We start from the raw sequence: 17,865 nt of genomic DNA on the forward strand, positions 1-17,865 counted from the left end.
ATTATAATTTTATTGTACCCAAACCGCCATCAACGCCAATTACCTGCGCGGTGATCCAGGAACTTTTGTCCGATATTAAAAATTCTACAACCCGCGCGCTGTCGTCGGCGGATCCAATTCTCTGCAGCGGATGCCGTTTTGCAGAAGCCAGTCTTTTTTCGTCGGTGGAAAGCAGTTGTGCCGCCAAACCGGTATCTGAAAGCGAAGGTGCGATTACATTGACGCGAATTTTTGCGGACGCCAGTTCTGCAGCCAAACTTCTGGCAAAACTTTCGATCGCACCCTTGCTCGCCGCAATCGACGTGTGAAAAGGCATGCCGACCTTCGCCGCTACCGTGGAAAACAAAACGATACTTGCAGAACCCGACTTCTTTAGCGCGGGCAGACATTTTTGAATAATCTTTACTGCACCCAAAAAGTTTTGATGAAAGTCTGCCAAAAAATCTTCTTCGGAAAGCCTGTGAAAAGGCTTTAAATTGATGGAGCCCGGGCAAAAAACAACGCCGTGAATTTCTTCGGGTAAAGATACTTCACTTAAATCATCTTTTATAACATCCAGCTGAAAAAACTGCGTATCCAGAATTTCCAGTTCGGGAGTCAGATTTCGGGAGATGGTAAAAAGATTTTCGTTCTTCAAAAGTTGCGCAGATCTAAGACCAATCCCTTTTCCGGCGCCGACAATTACTATATTTTTCATCATTTAAAACTTTACAATTTCGTATTTTTCCTGCAACTTTCGCTGCAGTATTTCACCTCTTCCCAATCGCGTTCCCATTTTTTTCGCCAGGAAAAGGGTTTGTGGCAATTGATGCAGATTTTCTGGGGCAAATCCTGCTTTTTAACCCGTCTCAATGTTAGGTTATTTCAGTTATGCAGTTCGTCTTTTCAAACATTATCGGAAATTCTTTTCAAAATTTTTGTAATTGTTGATCCGGATATTTTTAGCTTTAATGTCGTGCATCAGGTTATACAGACCGAAAAACGTACGGTTCATGTAAATAAAATGGCGCGACCCGCGGTTCACATTTCTGCCTTTCATCTGCGTATTCTTGGCATATTTCTGTCCCAAATCTGCGATCGCGGCGAAGAATTTACCGTCCGAAAAATCGAAGATTTCTTCCTGAAAAGGCGTCGTAAACAAGTAAAGCAGCTCATGAAAAATCTGTGTGAAAAAAGCTTTGTCTTCCGCCGAATCGTCGCTTCGGATAATTTCGAGTTCAACGAGTTTGCGATCGAAAAAAATCTTATTTTCTAAATTTTCGCGATTTGCTAATTCAAAATAAGGACGATAAAAATCGTCGGGAATGCTTTTCATACAGCCAAAATCGATAGCGATTAAAGTTGCTTCCCCATCCACCAGAAAATTCCCCGGATGCGGATCGGCATGCACTTTTCGCAAGTGATGGATCTGGAACATGTAAAAATCCCACAGCGCCTGCCCTACTTTCTGCGCCTTTTCCGCATCTTTATTTTCCGTGCAGAACGTGGATAAATGTTTCCCGTGCATCCAATCCATTGTGATAATTCGGTTGTTGGACCATTCGGGGTAATAGTTCGGGAATTTTAGATCAGGCAGATTTTCGCAGTCTTTTCTTATTTCCAAGCTCTGCATCAGTTCCAAATCGTAATCGGTTTCTTCCAAAAGTTTGTCTTCCACCTCCTTAAAATACTGATCGGAATTTTCTCCTTTAATATTGAACATTTTCATGGCGATGGGTTTTACCATGGCCAGATCCGAAGAAATACTGTCGGAAACGCCGGGATACTGAATTTTTACGGCTAGTTCTTTTCCGTCTTTCCAGGCTTTATGAACCTGCCCGATGCTCGCGGCGTTGGTGGATTCTGCGGTAAACCGATCAAACAATTCGGACGGTTTTTTCCCGAAATAATTTTTAAAGATTTTGGTCACCAAAGGCGCGGAAAGCGGTGGAACCTGAAACTGAGACAAAGAAAACTTTTCTACATATGCCGCTGGCAGAATATTTTTCTCCATACTCAGCATTTGCGCGACTTTCAAGGCACTTCCTTTTAGTTCTTTCAGTCCATCATAAATATCGGAGGCATTGCTGTTGTTGAGATTGGTTTTGGCTTCCTCTTCGGTTTTTGTTATTTTTTCGCCATAGTATTTTAGGTAGTTCACGCCCACTTTTGCTCCGGTTGATATGAGTTTTGTGGCGCGTTCTATTTTGCCTGTCGGAATTTTATCTAATGTTTTCATGAAGGATTCTTTACTTTTTCATTGAATAGAAATTTGCCGAGATCTACTAATTTCTTCAAAGGTTTTACATCCAGAAACTCGAAACTGGTATCCACCGATTTCTCAATAAAAATATCCGTTTTTTCGAAGTTGGAACTTCGGTCGTCCATCCAAAATTTAAGCGTGGCAACAAAGTGTCCCCAATAGAGTTCTTCAATCCCTTTGTGGCGGAGCTTTTCGATCTTCGCACTGCTTTCCGTTGTGTTTGTCAATAAAGGTTCGGAAATGCCCAAACTTCTGATGAAGAGTTGAAATTCTCTTTTTAGAGACCAAAGCTTCTTTAAATTCTGAAGATTGTTCTTTTCGGAGCCCACCAAATAGATAATTAAACTTCTGTTCATGGTTAACTGTTCAAAAAAAGTATAATAAAAAGAAAGCAACTTGTGTTTCGGATGCTCAACTTCGTAGGTTTCTTCTTCTTTTATCAGCTGGATTGAGCGGTCCATAAAAAAGCGCAGGTAATCCGCTTCTAACTGCTCAAAGTTGGCGTAGTAGAAATAAAAATCATTTTCCGAGAAGCCATGATCTTCGCAGAAACTGTAAACATTCAAAGGTTTCTTATTATTGCGGAGTACATAATTGGAATAGAGGTCTAAAATTTTTTGTTGATCTAAATCTATATTATTCATATCTTGTAATTTAATCATTTACAAATTTAGTAAAAATATTTTCTAATTCAGAAATAAAAGTATATTTTTGTTCTATTATTGAACTTATGAAGAAGGTAGTTATTATTGGATCCGGTTTTTCTGCAATAGCTTCCGCCTGTTATATGGCGAAAGCAGGTTTCGCGGTGAAGGTTTTGGAAAAAAACGAACAGCTTGGTGGTCGCGCCTCTCTGCTAGAAATCGACGGATTTAAATTCGATATGGGACCAAGCTGGTACTGGATGCCGGATATTTTCGAACGTTTTTTTGGTGATTTCGACCGGAAAGTTTCAGATTATTACGAACTTGAAAAATTATCTCCCGCGTACCGCGTGATTTTTGGTGAAGACGATTACATCGACATTTCTGATGAACCGGAAAAAATCATTGAAAAATTTGAAGAAGTGGAGCCAGGCAGCGGAATTCATCTTCGGAAATTTATGAAAGATGCGCGTAAGAATTACGAAATTGCCATGAAAGATCTCGTTTACAATCCGGGGAAATCTCTGCTGGAACTCGTGAATTTGGAAACCGCGGTTCGACTTCCCCTTTTTCTTCAAAATATTTCGCAAACGGTTCGCCGGAACATCAAAAATCCGAAACTGCAAAGCATTTTGGAATTTCCCGTTCTTTTTCTCGGCGCAAAACCCCAAAATACGCCGGCTTTTTATAATTTCATGAATCATGCAGATTTTGGGTTGGGAACGTGGTATCCGAAAGGCGGTTTCAACGCGGTGGCACTTGGAATTGTAAAATTGGCAAAAGAATTGGGTGTTCAATTTTATGTGAATCAGGAAGTAACGGAAATTCAAACGGAAAATAACGTTGCCAAATCGGTGGTAACAACGACAGACACTTTCTCGGCCGACCTTGTAATTTCCGGTGCAGATTATGCGCACACGGAAAAATTGCTGCTAAAAGACGAAAAAAATTACAGCGAAACCTATTGGCAAAAGAAAGTATTTGCACCCTCATCCTTTCTGTATTATGTGGCTTTTGATAAGAAAGTTCCGGAACTGCAGCATCATAATTTATTTTTCGATACAGATTTTGGGCAGCACGCCGTGGAGATTTATGATGAGCCGCAACTGCCGACAAAGCCTTTGTTTTACGCAAATTTTTCCTCGAAGACCGACCCTGATCTCTGTCCCGAAGGTAAGGAAACGGGTTTTTTCTTAATCCCGGTCGCGGTGGATTTAGAAGACAGCCAGGAGATTCATGATGAATATTTTGAATTGATAATGAACCGCATCCAACAAAACATTGGGGTGGATTTAAGGGATTCTGTGCTGTTTAAAAAGAGTTTTGGGGTACAGGATTTTAAAGAGCGGTACAACTCTTGCCGCGGTAATGCGTACGGTTTGGCCAACACTTTGTTACAAACCTCCATTTTAAGACCCAGCATCAGTAATAAAAAAATTAAGAACCTTTTCTACACCGGTCAGTTAACTGTTCCGGGACCCGGAGTTCCGCCCGCTTTAATATCCGGAAAAGTTGTAACAGACTACATTCTTCAACATCAAAATAAAATATTCTCCGCTCATGAATAATTTAGAAATTTTCAACTCTTTTTGCGGACTTTCCTCGAAGATGGTCACGGAAAAGTACAGCACTTCCTTTTACAAAGCGTCTTCGCTTTTTCATGCGGAGATTCGTCAGCATATTTATAATATTTACGGTTTTGTTCGTTTGGCAGATGAGATTGTTGATACGTTTCACGATTACGACAAAATAGCCTTGATGGCCGATTTCGAAAACAGTTATCATTCTGCAAAAGCCAACGGCATTTCCTTAAATCCAATTTTGCATTCTTTTTGCCGAACACAGCGTGAAAAGAACATTCCGCAGCATTTGGTGGAGGCATTTTTACATTCCATGAAAATGGATTTGGGCGAAATTAAAGATCTGAACGACGAAAAGTACAAGGAATATATTTACGGGTCTGCAGAAGTTGTGGGGTTGATGTGTCTGAAAGTCTTTGTTAACGGCAACGATGAAGAATATGAGCGACTGAAACCTTACGCTCAAAGTTTGGGTGCGGCGTTCCAGAAAATTAATTTCCTGCGCGACATTAACGCCGATTTTATCGACCTGAACAGAACTTATTTTCCCAATGTCGATTTTACGAATTTTTCAAAACAGGATAAAATTACCATAGAAAATGATATTGCAAAAGATTTCGAACACGCCAAAATTGGTATAAAAATGTTGCCGATATCGAGTAAATTAGCGGTTTTTATGGCGTACAAATATTATTTTAATCTTTTAAAGAAAATAAAAAATACCAAACCGGAACTGCTGCTCACAAAACGAATAAGCGTCTCGAATGCGCGTAAAATGTATCTTTTTGGCGAAATGATCGTCAACAAAAATCTGAATTTGCTTTAATGAACCGACTAATTCTCTTCCTATTTCTAATAGTATCGAACATGATGTTATCTCAAAATTTAGAGGAATACAGAGCCTTGCTTCAATCGGGCGAAAGTTCTGAAAGGTCTGCAAAAATACTTATCGAAAAATCTGCAGGAGCTTACAATCAAACCAATGAACCCCTTTATGCGGGATTTTTGGCCGTTGGTCAGTTTTTTATGGCGAAACATGTTTTTAATCCGCTGAAAAAAATGTCTTATTTTAATGAAGGCAAAATAATGTTAGATAATGCAGTAAAACTGGACCCCGGCAATATAGAAATTAGATTAATGCGTTTGATCGCGCAGGAAAAATCGCCCCGATTTTTAGGATATGATCAGAACATTTCCGAGGACCGCAAATTTTTAACAGCTGCATATAAAAATTCGAGTGACGGAAATTTAAAATTGTATATTAAGAATTATTTAAAATTATAAAATGGAAATTTTAGGATATATTTTAATCACGATTGGCATTTTCGTTGCGATGGAAGGCGTTACCTGGCTTACACACCGGTTTGTAATGCATGGCATGGGCTGGTATTTCCATGAAGATCATCATCAGCCCGGCTATCCGCACGTTTTCGAAAAGAACGATGCTTTTTTTGTCGTTTTTGCCATCCCAAGTATTCTGCTTTTTTATTTTGGAACGGTAGGCGGCATCAACTGGATGTTTTTTGTCGGTTTAGGAATTTTGTTTTACGGCATCGCTTACTTTACGGTTCACGATGTCTTAATCCACCGCAGATTTAAATGGTTTGACAAAACGAATAACTGGTATTTACGCGGCCTGCGAAAAGCACACAAAATGCATCATAAACATTTGGGCAAGGAAGATGGCGAATGTTTTGGAATGCTTTACGTTCCGCTGAAATACTTCCGGGAAGCGCGAACGTCAATCTCAAAAAAATAAATTTTGCAGAGCTATTATTACTTACTTTTAGATGTTTTCAGTTTTTTAATTCCTTTTCTTTTCAGTTTCGAAAAAAAGAGAATGCATTTCATCCAACACTGGAAGGCTTATTTCACGTCGATTATTGTGGTGGGGATTTTCTTTATTTTGTGGGACAGTTATTTCGCCTACGAAGAGGTTTGGGGTTTTAATGATGAGTATTTAATTGGTTTCAGAATTTTGAAACTGCCAATCGAGGAATGGTTGTTTTTTCTGCTGATTCCATATGCGAGTGTTTTCATCCATTATTCCCTAAAGTATTTTTTTCCGCAGGTTATCCTTTCAAAAAAGGTAACAAGATTCATCACTTATGTTTTATTTATCGCGGGCCTTGCCCTCGCCATATTTAATTACGAGAAGCTGTATACCTTTGTTTGCATCGGACTATTTACCATTTTAATGCTGCTTCAAATTATTTTTGAATGGTCTTACGCGCGGCGGTTTTATTTGAGTTTCATTCTTATTTTCATTCCTTTTTTCTTCGTGAACTCGGCTTTAACGGGAAGTTATACAGAAAACCCCATCGTGTATTATGACAATGCGGAAAATCTTGGACTGCGCTTAGGAACAATTCCTGTGGAAGATGCTTTCTATTGCTTCGCTCTCCTCTATTCGAGTACCTTGCTCTTCGAATTTTTGAAAACCAAAAAATATTTTAAATCCCGCCATGAAAATTAATTTAACCAAGCAATCTGGAATATATACGCTGACTTCGGAACAGATTTTACCGATTTCTTTGGAAAAAGCCTGGGAGTTTTTTACGGTTCCTATGAATCTGGATAAAATTACGCCGAAGGAAATGGATTTTAAAATAACAAATAATCCGCCGCCAAAAACTTACAAAGGACAAATCATTACTTATAAAATTGGCGTTTTACCCCTCATCAAATCAAACTGGATTACCGAAATTACGCATTTGGAAGACCATCAGTTTTTTGTAGACGAACAACGCTTTGGACCATACGCAATGTGGCATCACGAACATCATTTCGAAAAAATTTCAGAAACCGAAACAAAGATGAAAGATATCGTCAACTTCAAGATGCCATTCGGAATTTTAGGCGATCTGCTGGCCGGATATTTCGTAAAAAACAAAGTGAAATTTATTTTTGAAAGCCGCCATACCATTTTAGAAAAAACCTTTAAACCATGAAAATACTTCTCACCGGCGTCACCGGATATATTGGCAAACGCCTCCTCATTCAGCTTTTAGAGGAAGGCCATCACGTCGTCTGTTCGGTGCGCGACAAGAATCGGTTTGGCTTGAAACTTTTTAAGGAGAAAATTGAGCAGATTGAAGTTATTGAAAATGATTTTCTGGACGATAAGACTTTAGATACGATTCCGAAAGATATTGAAGCCGCTTACTATCTCATCCATTCGATGTCTAGCAGCGACGGAGATTTTAAAGAAAAGGAGAAACTTTCTGCAGAAAATTTTAAAAAAGCTTTAGAAAAAACTCAGGCCAAACAGGTGGTTTTTTTAACAGGTATCATCAACGAAAAAAAGCTTTCAAAGCATCTCGAATCGCGGAAAAATGTAGAAGAAGCCTTAGAAAGTTCCGTTTACGCTTTAACGAGTTTGCGCGCGGGAATTATTGTAGGATCCGGCAGTGCTTCATTTGAAATCATACGGGATCTTGCGGAAAAATTACCGCTGATGGTTGCGCCGAAATGGGTGAATACGAAATGTCAGCCCATTGCCATCCGAAACGTGATGCAGTTTTTGGTTGGGGTTTTAGGAAAAGAATTTACGTACAAACAACATTATGATATTGCCGGAACAGATGTTTTAACGTACAAAGAAATGCTTTTAACCTACGCCAAAATCAGGGGTCTGAAGCGGTCCATTTATATCGTTCCGTTAATGACGCCTAAATTTTCGTCGTACTGGCTTTATTTCGTTACATCAACGAGTTATTTTCTCGCAAAAAATCTTGTGGACAGTATGAAAATCGACGTTGTGGCCTCGAAAAACGACCTTGCAGAAAGATTGGGCATTCAGCTTTTTTCCTACAAAGAAGCCATTACGCTGGCTTTCGATAAAATTAAACAGAATGATGTTCTATCGAGCTGGTACGATTCCTTTTCGAATAATTTTCATACGCGTCAGGTTTGGCAGTATTTGGAGGTTCCCGACGAAGGGTGTTATAAAGATATCCGCGAACTAAAAATTGAGGACGAAAAAGCAACTTTAGACCGAATTTTCAGTATTGGCGGAAAAACAGGATGGTATTATGCAGATTTTTTATGGCGGATTCGCGGCTTTCTAGACAAACTTTTCGGCGGCGTTGGTTTAAGGCGAGGCCGTAGAAATATGACGGATCTCGACGCAGGCGATTCTGTGGATTTTTGGCGCGTCCTGTATGCCGATAAGGAAAAAGGGCGTCTTTTACTTTTTGCAGAGATGAAACTTCCGGGTGAAGCCTGGTTGGAATTTAAAGTTAAAAACGGAGTTCTACGTCAGGAAGCCACTTTCCGGCCGCTGGGCATTTCGGGAAGACTTTACTGGTATTCAGTCTTGCCCTTCCACGGTTTAATTTTTAACGGAATGTTGAAAAAACTCGTTGGAAAATAATCGTAAACATTTCACTTGGCTCTTTGCTGCACTTTCTGCTTTTTTTGAATTTTGCGGTTAAAATTTTGTCCATTAAAGTCACCCATACAGCAAAGTCAAGCTAACGAGATTAATCCCGAGTTTTCATCGTGTGGTCTAGAATCAGCGCAAATATAAGAGTGGTTCTCGAGAATCGGATTAACCTATGTTAATTCTCAATAAATTTCGCCTTTTCTTTACGAATTCTTGATAAATGAACCGCAGAAATATTGAGCCACGAAGCGAGGTGTTTCAGCGGAACTACATCTAAATATCGCGATGAGTAGCTTTTTATAAGATCATAATTTTCATTCGCACTGTTGAAACTAAGCGTATTTCGCAGTGCCAGGAGATTGCAGTAATGTTCTTCCATTACGAGGAGTCCAAATATTGCCCAATCGTGATATTTCGCATAAAGCTTCACCAAATTTTGTTTTTCAATGGAATAAACGGCAGAATCTTCATAACAATAAATATCGCAGCGGCTGGCGGTCTGCGTTCGAAAACTTTCGTAATCGGTAATCACCATTTTTTCCGGCTCCAGCCAGATGGTTTTTTCATCACCCTCACGATCCGTAAAATAGCATCGGGTGATGGAATTTTCAACCATAAAAATACTTTTGCAGATTTCCCCTGCTTTCAAAATAAGATCTCCGCCCACGCAGTGTGAAACATTAAATTCAGCCAGTCCTGCTTCTAAGATCTCCAGATCAAAATCCGGTTTGTAAGACAAAACTTTTTCCCGTATAAAATTTTTGTGACTGTTATTTTCTACCATTTTCAAATTATTCTACTGCTACCGAATCATCACCGCGTCCGTCTGCCACTGCAACTGCGTTACCGTTCCCGTCGATAACAATCATTTCCGTGCGGCCAATTTGCGAAACTCTTTCTATTTTATAATTCATTTTCTCCAGATCAGAAACCGTGGCTTCCGGAAAGTTTTTTTCCACCATCACACTTTCCGGCAACCACTGATGATGGAATTTCGGCGTATTCACGGCCAAATTTGGATTTAAACCAAAATCGACCACATTAACAATAGATTGGTAAACGGACGTCGGAATGGTAGTTCCACCGGGCGTTCCGACAATAATGTAAGGTTTTCCCTTTTGTAGAACGATGGTCGGCGTCATCGAACTCAACATTCTTTTTCCGGGTTTAATAGAATTTGCCTCGCCGCCCACCGCACCGAACATATTCGGAACTCCGGGCTTTACGGAGAAATCGTCCATTTCGTTATTCAGGAAAAACCCTGCCCCGGAAACCACAACTTTACTTCCGTACAAACCGTTCAAAGTTGTGGTTACGGCCACTGCATTTCCCTCCTTATCGATAATGGAAATATGGGTGGTTTCGGTAGATTCTTTTGGCTGCGCCACAATTTTTCCGACCGCGAAACTAGGTGTTGCAGTATTTTTGTCGAAACTTTTCCAGCGGTTTTTTAAATATTCATCAGAAATCAGCATCGCGGTTTGATCTTTAATATAAGCGGGATCGCCCATGTATTCGGCGCGGTCTGCAAAAGCCCGGCGTTCGGCCTCGACCATAATCTGAACGGCTTGTGTGGAATTTTGCGCGTATTTTTCTACATTTTCGAAACCGCTCATTTTCAACATCTGAGCCAGAAGAATCCCGCCGCTTGAGGGCAAAGGCATGGAGACGATTTCGTTGCCTTTGTACATAAAAGAAATGGGTTTTCTTTCGACAACCTGGTAGTTTTTAAGATCATTTAAAGTGATGATGCCGTTTCCGCGCTTCATTTCCTGCTGGATGAGATCAGCGGTTTTTCCCTCGTAAAAACCTTTCGCCCCGTATTTTTGAATGAGTTTTAAGGTTTCGGCAAGTTCTTTCTGCACCAGGATATCGCCTTGTTTCCAGGTACTCGATTTTTGAAAAACCGTCTTGCTTCTGTTATGTTGGTTGAAGGCGTCGAGTTCGCTGTTGAGCAGACCTGCTTCTTTCTGCGTGAGCGAAAATCCCTGTTCGGCCAAATCGATGGCGGGTTGAATAAGTTTTTCCATGGGAAGTTTCGCGTGTTTTAAAGTGGCGAAAAATCCTGCAACAGATCCCGGGACGCCCACCGCCAGTCTGCCGTTTTGGGAAAGATCGGTGTTTGCATTTCCTTTTTTGTCGAGATACATATCTTTGGACGATTTTTCGGGAGCGGTTTCGCGGTAATCTAAGGTGAATTTGTCGCCATTACTTTGCACGCCGACGAGAAAGCCGCCGCCACCTATATTTCCGGCTTGCGGATAGACCACGGCCAGCGCATATTGCGTCGCGATTACGGCATCAAACGCGTTCCCGCCCATCCTCATAATTTTCGCGCCCGCTTCACTGGCCAGGGGATGTGCAGAAACGACCAAACCTTTGTCTTTGGTGCGAATTTCTTTTACAATATTGATGTCGGTGAATTGCGCAAACACGAACTGGGAAGCCAGAACGAACGACAGGAACAATCTCTTCATAGAAACAAATTTTATCAAAAATAGGAAAAATTGATTTATAAATTACGCTTTTAATTGGGTGCCAGAGTTGCGACCCGACTTGAGTGGAGCTCTTTTTCTGACGAGGAACGAGGAGGAAAAAAGCGGGAGCGGAAGGCGGAATTTGTCGCCCAAAAATTTATTGTGCCTAAAAATTTCTTTTAAGACGCTATTTTTTTAAATTTGTGCACATCAAAATTTTCAATATGGAATCCTACACGGAAAAAATACTTATCACCGGCGCACTCGGACAAATCGGTACGGAACTTACGAACAGACTGGTCGAAATTCACGGCGCAGAAAATGTGGTGGCCTCAGGTTTGGACCGATGGGATAAAAATCTGACTTCTGCAGGATTTTACGAGAGAATGGATGTAACGAATACGCAGCTGGTAAGACAGGTTATTAAAGATTACGAAATTACAACGGTGTATCATCTCGCGTCGCTGCTGTCGGGAACCTCGGAAAAACAACCGCTTTTCGCCTGGAAGCTGAATCTGGAACCGCTGCTGCATTTTTGTGAACTGGCGAAGGAAGGTTTGCTGAAGAAAATCTTCTGGCCCAGCTCCATCGCGGTGTTCGGGAAAGGTATTCCGAAGGAAAATGTGGGCCAGGACGTAGTTTTAAACCCAACCACGGTGTATGGAATCTCGAAGATGGCAGGAGAAAAATGGTGCGAGTATTATTTTGATAAGTATGGAGTGGATGTTCGTAGCATTCGGTATCCTGGTTTAATTTCCTGGAAAACGCCGGCAGGAGGCGGAACAACCGATTACGCTGTGGAGATTTTTTACGAAGCTATTGAAGAAGAAAAATACACGAGTTTTATTTCGGAAGATACTGCGATGCCGATGTTGTATATGGATGATGCCATTAATGCAACTTTGAAATTAATGGAAGCGCCGAAAGAGAATTTAACCGTACATACGTCCTATAATTTAGGTGGACTGTCTTTCACGCCCAAGCAGTTGGCGGATGAGATCCGAAAGGAAATTCCAAATTTCCAGATTGATTATAAAACCGATTTCCGACAGGCTATCGCAGATTCGTGGCCCGCTTCTATTGATGATTCCATCGCGAAAAAAGACTGGAATTTGAGTTACGACTACGATATTTCTGCAATGACGAAAGACATGCTGAAGAACCTTCGCGTGAAATTGGGCGCAACTAAATGATCCTCTTAAGTTTCAACATTATTAAGAAAAAAGTGATTTTGAGAAGAATTACTTCCTTAGCGAGGCGGAAATTCTGAACATCACGGAACAAAACACGCTCTCAATCCTGCGGACGCTGGAAAATAATAATATTCTCGCGACTTTTTTTATCGAAATTTCTCTTGTGGAGAAGCTGAATCTTTTGGTAAAAAAAATAATTGGAAAAGGTCATGAAATCGCCCTTTATAATAAAAATTCAGACCTGCAGGCAATTGAAGAGGCGAAACAGAATATTGAAGAAGTAACGGGTAAAATAGTCCGCGGCATTCGCCAGAAAGAGGTTTCGGTTTCGATTGAAGACCTTAAAAATCTGGAGTTCACGTATATTTCAAATATCGAAAATGCAAATATTCTTTTTTCGTTGAAAAGGCTGGAACGCAGCACGCAGATTCTGCAGAAACACGGGCTGAGTATTATTCCGGAAAGCATTTCGCCTTACTCGCAAATTCCTTATAACGATTTTGTTTTTCAAGCCGTTCCGCTACCGTATTATAAAAGTATGGTTTTGGAAACGATTAAAAACGATGATTTTGTCGTTGTTTATCTTAATACGTGGCAGTTCACGGATTTCTCCAAATATCAGTTTAAAATTCCGTTCTACCGGAAATTCAATTCCGGCAGAAAAATGGACGATAAACTGGAAACCTTCCTGCAGTGGATGAATGAAGAAAACCTGGCTTTTTCGAGAATGAAGGATTTTATTTTCTAAATTGATCCGTATTATAAAGGTTTTTTAATTTAATCGCTTGAGAGGTTGCGCCTTCGGGAAAAAATTTATATTTTTGCACCTTGAAATAATTAACAAATTAATTAACATTATGAACAATTACGAAACTGTTTTCATTTTAACTCCCGTTCTATCTGACGCTCAGGTGGAGGAAGCAGTAAAAAAGTTTGAAGATTTGCTGAAAGCAAACAATTGCGAAATCGTTGCCAAAGAAAATTGGGGACTTAAAAAACTGGCGTATCCTATTCAATTAAAAAAGAATGGATTCTACACTTTGATCGAATTTAAAGGTGAAGGTACTGTAGTGGCAGATCTGGAAACTGCGTACAAACGTGACGAAAGAGTAATCCGTTACCTTACTACAAAACTGGACAAACATGCGATCGAGTATGCAGTAACAAGAAGAACGAAAGTAAAAACTGCGAAAGTTTAATTTCAACCCCTAAAAAAAAGAAAAGTTATGGCAATAGATGATATGGCAAAACAAGCCTCAGCTGGAGGAGAATCTGAAGTAAGATTTTTAACTCCACTTGATATCAATACAAAATCTGATAAAAAATACTGTAGATTCAAAAAATACGGAATCAAACATGTTGATTATAAAGATCCAAATTTCCTTCTTCAGTTCGTGAACGAACAAGGTAAAATTTTACCAAGAAGATACACCGGAACGTCTTTGAAATACCAAAGAAAAGTTTCTGCAGCAATTAAAAGAGCAAGACACTTGTCGATGATGCCTTATATTGCAGATCTTTTAAAATAAAAATGCTCTAGGCAATCTGCTTTATGCCTGTGCATAATGCCGTAAAAGTTGCTGAATAAATTTAATTCTAACGATTTTTAGAAAACAGTTTACACTGAAATCTAAAACAAAAACGGACAACAACAATGGAAATCATATTAAAAACAGACGTAGAAAACTTAGGACTTGAGTTCGATACGGTAAATGTAAAAAACGGATACGCAAGAAATTACCTTTTACCAAAAGGTTTAGGACTTTTGGCGACTCCAAAAAATAAAGCAGCTTTAGAAGCAACTTTAGAATCCCGTAAAGAAGAAGAAGCGAAATTGGTTGCAGCTGCTAACGCAATTGTAGATCAGTTGAAGAAAACGAACATTACCATCGCTACAAAAGTAGGTTCCGGTGACAAACTGTTCGGATCCATCAACAACGCCAATCTTTCCGACGAATTGTCTAAAGTAGGTGTTCAGGTTGATAAAAAATACATCAAAATTCCTGGGAATACGATCAAAAGAACCGGTAAAGTTACTGCGATCATCAGACTTCACAGAAATGTAGAACACAACTTCGAATTCGATATTGTTTCTGATGCTCCACCCGTAGCTGCTGCTCCAAAAGCAACTCCAGCTCCGAAAAAAGTAGAAGAAACTCCAGCTGAAGAAGCATAAGCGTTTTGAAAATACATCAAAATCCGGTAATTAATTTTATCGGATTTTTTTGGCTTAAAAATCCCGTACCAATAATTTTTTTTGTAACATTAAAGTAATAATTTTGATCTATGCTAGAAATCTTCGCCTACTTGCGACAAAGTATCAAAAGATCTTTCGATAACCTGCACAACGAGAAACTAAAAAACAATCTTTTACAGGCGGTTCCGTTTTGGATCGGATCTTTAATTACGGGGGTTTTCGCCGTTTTGTACGCAAAAGCTTTCACGTGGGGCGAAGCGCTGATGAACTTCATATTCGACTGGCATGCGTGGATGATTTTCATCATCACACCCGCTGCATTTGTGCTTTCCTGGTGGCTTGTCAAAAGCTTTGCACCTTACGCAAAAGGAAGCGGAATTCCGCAGGTGATGGCTGCTGTAGAACTGGCTAATCCGAAAGAACATTCTAAAATCAGGCATCTTTTAAGTTTAAAAATCATTGTTTTTAAAGTTTTATCGAGTTTGGCTTTGATTATTGGCGGGGGCGCCGTTGGACGAGAAGGTCCGACGATTCAGATTGCCGGGTCTGTTTTTCGAAAAGTAAACGAATACCTCCCCGAATGGTGGCCGAAGATCTCCAAGAAAAATATGATTATGACGGGTGCCGCAGCGGGACTTTCCGCCGCCTTTAATACGCCGCTCGGCGGAATCGTTTTTGCGGTGGAAGAACTTTCAAAAACGCATATTAATTACTTTAAAACTGCGCTCTTCACCGCCGTCATCATTGCGGGATTAACTTCGCAAACGCTGGCCGGCTCTTATCTCTATCTGGGATATCCAAAAACAGCAGATGTCGGTTTGGGTATTATGTTTCCGGTTATTTTGGTTTCGGGGATTGCGGGCGTTTTTGCGAGTCAGCTTTCCGTCATTATGCTGCGAATTAACGCCTGGAATAAAACTTTAACAAAAGACACCGAAAAAGTGGCTTTTCTTATTGTTTGTGCCTTGATTATTGCGTCGCTGGCTTTTTTCGTGAACAGAGAAATCCTTGGCTCCGGAAAGGAGATCATGGAGCGAACGCTTTTTACAAAAGACAAGCACGAAGACTGGTACATGCCGATCTTCAGAATGATCGGGCCGGCTTTGTCCTTCACGTCCGGCGGAGCAGGTGGAATTTTTGCGCCGGCACTCTCTGCGGGTGCCAGCATTGGATCCGTAATTTCGGGCTGGATTCATTTATCACCGAACGAGACCAATGTTGTAATTTTAGGAGGAATGGTTGCCTTTTTAACGGGAGTAACCCGGGCGCCGTTTACCTCCGCAATTATTGTTCTGGAAATGACCGACAGGCACTCACTTATCTTTCATCTGATGTTGGCCGGAATGGTATCTTCGCTTATTTCCCTCATGGTAAGCAAAAGATCGCTTTATGACACGCTGAAAATGTCGTATCTGGAAGAATTACGTACTGATGAAGAAAACCTGCGGGAGAACGCGAAAGAAAAAGACCGGCAAGCGCGGGAGGAAAATTATTAATAAAACAAAAAAGACCCCTGAGAACAGAATTTTCAGGGGTCTTTTTTAAATGAGCAAAAATTAATATCTGCTGCTATGGTTTTCTTTCACGTTTCCTAAAATATCAGGGAAGTAAACGTCAGCCAGATGCTCAAATTCGTCACCTCTCATAAACATGCTTGCATCTACTTCTTCGTAGGATTTCCGGCCTGCTGCACCAATCAGTTCGTTGCAGGTATGCAACGTATTTTTATGGAAATGGTAAACGCGTTCGCTCTTATCGGTTACATCCAAACCTTTAATAAGCATTTTGTCCTGCGTGGCAACACCCGTTGGACAATTATTGGTGTTACACCTTAAAGCCTGAATACAGCCCAATGCAAACATAAATCCGCGCGCGTTGTTGCACATATCAGCGCCCATTGCTACAGCGCGTAAAATATCCAAAGCTGTTAAAACTTTGCCGCTCGCAATTATTTTTACTTTATCGCGGACATTGAAGATATTTAAGGTTCTGTTCACAAAAATCAAAGCCGGCTCCAAAGGCATTCCAACGCCATCGGAAAATTCCGGAGGTGCTGCTCCTGTTCCTCCTTCCGCGCCGTCAATAGTAATAAAATCCGGATAGATTTTCAAAACATTCATTTGTACGCAAATATCTTCAAACTCCCTTGTATCGCCGATACATAATTTGAAGCCAACCGGTTTTCCATCTGATAATTCCCGTAACTGCTGTACGAAAAACAATAGCCCTGCAGCATCGGAAAAAGCGGAATGCGACGGCGGCGAGATGATGGTTACGCCGGGCTGAACGTGACGGATCGCTGCGATTTCCACCGTATTTTTTGCACCGGGTAAAACACCACCATGCCCAGGTTTTGCACCTTGAGACAGTTTGATTTCGATCATTTTAACGCTTGGAATCGATACGTTTTTCTTGAAGATCTCCGGAGAAAATTTACCGTGATCATCTCTACATCCGAAATAGCCTGTCCCAATCTGCCAACAGAGATCTCCACCTTCCAAATGATAGGGTGAAATTCCACCCTCGCCGGTGTTATGATAAAAATTCCCTTTTTTCGCGCCTTTATTCAGAGACATTTGCGCGCGGTCACTTAAAGATCCGAAACTCATTGCGGAAATATTGAATAAGGAGGCGTGGTATTTCTGCGTACACTGATCTCCACCTACCCAAACGCGGGGAAGATCTTCCGACGGAGAATGTGCGTAAATGGAGTGCTTAATGCCTTCGTATTTCCGTTGATTTACCTCAAGTTGAGTTCCAAAAGGAACGGTGTCGCTTATATTTTTAGCACGCCGGTAAACAGCGGAACGTTGGTTTCGCGGAAAAGGTTTACCATCCGTTTCTCTTTCAATAAAATACTGCTGCATTTCGGGCGAAATACTTTCGAAAAAATAGCGGAAATATCCTATAACAGGGAAATTCCGCAGGATTGCATGTTTGGATTGTGTAACATTGTAAATTCCTAAAGCATAGATTGCCGTCAATAAAATTGGAATCCAGTAATAGGTTTTAAGAAGCAGTGAGATGGCCCATATTATAAGAACAATAGCAATACCCCACCGGATGAATTTATCTCTCATTATAAAATCTTTAAAGAATGACCTCAAATTTATGAATAATATATGGACAAAAAAAACCGCTATCA

General features: G+C 40.5%; 20 protein-coding genes. 13 read left to right on the forward strand and 7 right to left on the reverse strand.

What is annotated here, in order from left to right:
* Position 1: 1 nt before the first annotated feature.
* Genes L0B70_RS00690 through L0B70_RS00705 form a run of 4 tightly spaced genes read right to left on the reverse strand, consistent with a single transcriptional unit; the run spans position 2 to position 2,886 of the window.
* Positions 2 to 700: an SDR family NAD(P)-dependent oxidoreductase gene (locus L0B70_RS00690; RefSeq protein ID WP_235142408.1), complete on the reverse strand. Its 699-nt coding sequence runs from the start codon at positions 698 to 700 to the stop codon at positions 2 to 4.
* An 8-nt stretch (positions 701 to 708) separates the two neighbouring features.
* Complete coding sequence (locus L0B70_RS00695) at positions 709 to 852, reverse strand: DUF2256 domain-containing protein (RefSeq protein ID WP_235142409.1); 144 nt, start codon at positions 850 to 852, stop codon at positions 709 to 711.
* Positions 853 to 892: 40 nt separating this feature from the next.
* Positions 893 to 2,218 carry an AarF/ABC1/UbiB kinase family protein gene (locus L0B70_RS00700; protein WP_235142410.1) on the reverse strand — a complete coding sequence of 442 codons (1,326 nt, stop codon included), beginning with the start codon at positions 2,216 to 2,218 and terminating at the stop codon, positions 893 to 895.
* The gene (locus L0B70_RS00705; protein ID WP_235142411.1) at positions 2,215 to 2,886 is read right to left on the reverse strand and encodes a TetR family transcriptional regulator C-terminal domain-containing protein; all 672 of its coding nucleotides are present in this window, start codon (positions 2,884 to 2,886) and stop codon (positions 2,215 to 2,217) included. Before L0B70_RS00705 ends, L0B70_RS00700 begins: the two co-directional genes overlap by 4 nt.
* 86 nt (positions 2,887 to 2,972) lie before the next feature.
* On the opposite strand from L0B70_RS00705, the gene L0B70_RS00710 reads away from it, so the two are divergent.
* From L0B70_RS00710 to L0B70_RS00740, 7 genes are read left to right on the forward strand one after another with little or no spacing between them, the layout of a single operon-like run.
* A complete protein-coding gene (locus L0B70_RS00710) occupies positions 2,973 to 4,454 on the forward strand; it encodes an NAD(P)/FAD-dependent oxidoreductase (protein ID WP_235142412.1) in 1,482 nt (493 codons plus the stop codon).
* Positions 4,447 to 5,292: a phytoene/squalene synthase family protein gene (locus L0B70_RS00715; RefSeq protein ID WP_235142413.1), complete on the forward strand. Its 846-nt coding sequence runs from the start codon at positions 4,447 to 4,449 to the stop codon at positions 5,290 to 5,292. Before L0B70_RS00710 ends, L0B70_RS00715 begins: the two co-directional genes overlap by 8 nt.
* 41 nt (positions 5,293 to 5,333) lie before the next feature.
* Positions 5,334 to 5,750 (forward strand): hypothetical protein, encoded by a 417-nt coding sequence (locus tag L0B70_RS00720; protein ID WP_235142414.1) that lies wholly within the window; start codon positions 5,334 to 5,336, stop codon positions 5,748 to 5,750.
* A 1-nt stretch (position 5,751) separates the two neighbouring features.
* Positions 5,752 to 6,225: a sterol desaturase family protein gene (locus L0B70_RS00725; protein ID WP_235142415.1), complete on the forward strand. Its 474-nt coding sequence runs from the start codon at positions 5,752 to 5,754 to the stop codon at positions 6,223 to 6,225.
* A 3-nt stretch (positions 6,226 to 6,228) separates the two neighbouring features.
* On the forward strand, positions 6,229 to 6,942 hold the full coding sequence (locus tag L0B70_RS00730) for a lycopene cyclase domain-containing protein (protein ID WP_235142416.1): 714 nt from the start codon (positions 6,229 to 6,231) through the stop codon (positions 6,940 to 6,942).
* Positions 6,932 to 7,417 carry an SRPBCC family protein gene (locus L0B70_RS00735; RefSeq protein ID WP_235142417.1) on the forward strand — a complete coding sequence of 162 codons (486 nt, stop codon included), beginning with the start codon at positions 6,932 to 6,934 and terminating at the stop codon, positions 7,415 to 7,417. Before L0B70_RS00730 ends, L0B70_RS00735 begins: the two co-directional genes overlap by 11 nt.
* Positions 7,414 to 8,841 carry an SDR family oxidoreductase gene (locus L0B70_RS00740; RefSeq protein WP_235142418.1) on the forward strand — a complete coding sequence of 476 codons (1,428 nt, stop codon included), beginning with the start codon at positions 7,414 to 7,416 and terminating at the stop codon, positions 8,839 to 8,841. Before L0B70_RS00735 ends, L0B70_RS00740 begins: the two co-directional genes overlap by 4 nt.
* Before the next feature lie 187 nt (positions 8,842 to 9,028).
* Here the strand turns inward: L0B70_RS00740 and L0B70_RS00745 are convergent, their stop codons facing one another.
* Positions 9,029 to 9,637, reverse strand: coding sequence for a Crp/Fnr family transcriptional regulator (locus tag L0B70_RS00745; RefSeq protein WP_235142419.1), 609 nt, complete (start codon positions 9,635 to 9,637; stop codon positions 9,029 to 9,031).
* A 7-nt stretch (positions 9,638 to 9,644) separates the two neighbouring features.
* On the reverse strand, positions 9,645 to 11,330 hold the full coding sequence (gene ggt, locus L0B70_RS00750) for a gamma-glutamyltransferase (RefSeq protein ID WP_235142420.1): 1,686 nt from the start codon (positions 11,328 to 11,330) through the stop codon (positions 9,645 to 9,647).
* A gap of 224 nt (positions 11,331 to 11,554) precedes the next feature.
* Here ggt and L0B70_RS00755 point away from each other — a divergent pair, with 224 nt between their 5' ends.
* The 6 genes from L0B70_RS00755 to L0B70_RS00780 all read left to right on the forward strand — a co-directional run bounded on the left by L0B70_RS00755 (position 11,555) and on the right by L0B70_RS00780 (position 16,216).
* Entirely contained in the window at positions 11,555 to 12,523 is a 969-nt protein-coding gene (locus L0B70_RS00755; RefSeq protein ID WP_235142421.1) for an NAD-dependent epimerase/dehydratase family protein, read from the forward strand.
* A gap of 163 nt (positions 12,524 to 12,686) precedes the next feature.
* On the forward strand, positions 12,687 to 13,271 hold the full coding sequence (locus L0B70_RS00760) for a polysaccharide deacetylase (protein WP_235142422.1): 585 nt from the start codon (positions 12,687 to 12,689) through the stop codon (positions 13,269 to 13,271).
* Between the two features lie 109 nt (positions 13,272 to 13,380).
* The gene (gene rpsF / locus L0B70_RS00765) at positions 13,381 to 13,722 is read left to right on the forward strand and encodes a 30S ribosomal protein S6 (protein WP_039352511.1); all 342 of its coding nucleotides are present in this window, start codon (positions 13,381 to 13,383) and stop codon (positions 13,720 to 13,722) included.
* 27 nt (positions 13,723 to 13,749) lie between these two features.
* Positions 13,750 to 14,052, forward strand: a complete 303-nt coding sequence (gene rpsR / locus L0B70_RS00770; protein ID WP_235142423.1) for a 30S ribosomal protein S18 — start codon at positions 13,750 to 13,752, stop codon at positions 14,050 to 14,052.
* Positions 14,053 to 14,177: 125 nt separating this feature from the next.
* Positions 14,178 to 14,699, forward strand: coding sequence for a 50S ribosomal protein L9 (rplI, locus tag L0B70_RS00775; protein ID WP_235142424.1), 522 nt, complete (start codon positions 14,178 to 14,180; stop codon positions 14,697 to 14,699).
* A 110-nt stretch (positions 14,700 to 14,809) separates the two neighbouring features.
* Positions 14,810 to 16,216 carry a chloride channel protein gene (locus tag L0B70_RS00780; RefSeq protein WP_235142425.1) on the forward strand — a complete coding sequence of 469 codons (1,407 nt, stop codon included), beginning with the start codon at positions 14,810 to 14,812 and terminating at the stop codon, positions 16,214 to 16,216.
* A 60-nt stretch (positions 16,217 to 16,276) separates the two neighbouring features.
* Here the strand turns inward: L0B70_RS00780 and L0B70_RS00785 are convergent, their stop codons facing one another.
* A complete protein-coding gene (locus L0B70_RS00785) occupies positions 16,277 to 17,800 on the reverse strand; it encodes an FMN-binding glutamate synthase family protein (RefSeq protein ID WP_235142426.1) in 1,524 nt (507 codons plus the stop codon).
* Positions 17,801 to 17,865 lie beyond the last annotated feature (65 nt).

This window comes from Kaistella sp. 97-N-M2 (genome assembly GCF_021513235.1).
Lineage (GTDB): Bacteria > Bacteroidota > Bacteroidia > Flavobacteriales > Weeksellaceae > Kaistella.

Excerpts from the sequence above, each read along its gene's own strand:
- L0B70_RS00690 (WP_235142408.1), bottom strand. The coding sequence starts at position 700 with ATGATGAAAAATATAGTAATTGTCGGCGCCGGAAAAGGGATTGGTCTT.
- L0B70_RS00700 (WP_235142410.1), bottom strand. The coding sequence starts at position 2,218 with ATGAAAACATTAGATAAAATTCCGACAGGCAAAATAGAACGCGCCACA.
- L0B70_RS00705 (WP_235142411.1), bottom strand. The coding sequence starts at position 2,886 with ATGAATAATATAGATTTAGATCAACAAAAAATTTTAGACCTCTATTCC.
- L0B70_RS00710 (WP_235142412.1), top strand. The coding sequence starts at position 2,973 with ATGAAGAAGGTAGTTATTATTGGATCCGGTTTTTCTGCAATAGCTTCC.
- L0B70_RS00715 (WP_235142413.1), top strand. The coding sequence starts at position 4,447 with ATGAATAATTTAGAAATTTTCAACTCTTTTTGCGGACTTTCCTCGAAG.
- L0B70_RS00720 (WP_235142414.1), top strand. The coding sequence starts at position 5,334 with ATGATGTTATCTCAAAATTTAGAGGAATACAGAGCCTTGCTTCAATCG.
- L0B70_RS00725 (WP_235142415.1), top strand. The coding sequence starts at position 5,752 with ATGGAAATTTTAGGATATATTTTAATCACGATTGGCATTTTCGTTGCG.
- L0B70_RS00735 (WP_235142417.1), top strand. The coding sequence starts at position 6,932 with ATGAAAATTAATTTAACCAAGCAATCTGGAATATATACGCTGACTTCG.
- L0B70_RS00740 (WP_235142418.1), top strand. The coding sequence starts at position 7,414 with ATGAAAATACTTCTCACCGGCGTCACCGGATATATTGGCAAACGCCTC.
- L0B70_RS00745 (WP_235142419.1), bottom strand. The coding sequence starts at position 9,637 with ATGGTAGAAAATAACAGTCACAAAAATTTTATACGGGAAAAAGTTTTG.
- ggt (WP_235142420.1), bottom strand. The coding sequence starts at position 11,330 with ATGAAGAGATTGTTCCTGTCGTTCGTTCTGGCTTCCCAGTTCGTGTTT.
- L0B70_RS00755 (WP_235142421.1), top strand. The coding sequence starts at position 11,555 with ATGGAATCCTACACGGAAAAAATACTTATCACCGGCGCACTCGGACAA.
- rpsF (WP_039352511.1), top strand. The coding sequence starts at position 13,381 with ATGAACAATTACGAAACTGTTTTCATTTTAACTCCCGTTCTATCTGAC.
- rpsR (WP_235142423.1), top strand. The coding sequence starts at position 13,750 with ATGGCAATAGATGATATGGCAAAACAAGCCTCAGCTGGAGGAGAATCT.
- rplI (WP_235142424.1), top strand. The coding sequence starts at position 14,178 with ATGGAAATCATATTAAAAACAGACGTAGAAAACTTAGGACTTGAGTTC.
- L0B70_RS00780 (WP_235142425.1), top strand. The coding sequence starts at position 14,810 with ATGCTAGAAATCTTCGCCTACTTGCGACAAAGTATCAAAAGATCTTTC.
- L0B70_RS00785 (WP_235142426.1), bottom strand. The coding sequence starts at position 17,800 with ATGAGAGATAAATTCATCCGGTGGGGTATTGCTATTGTTCTTATAATA.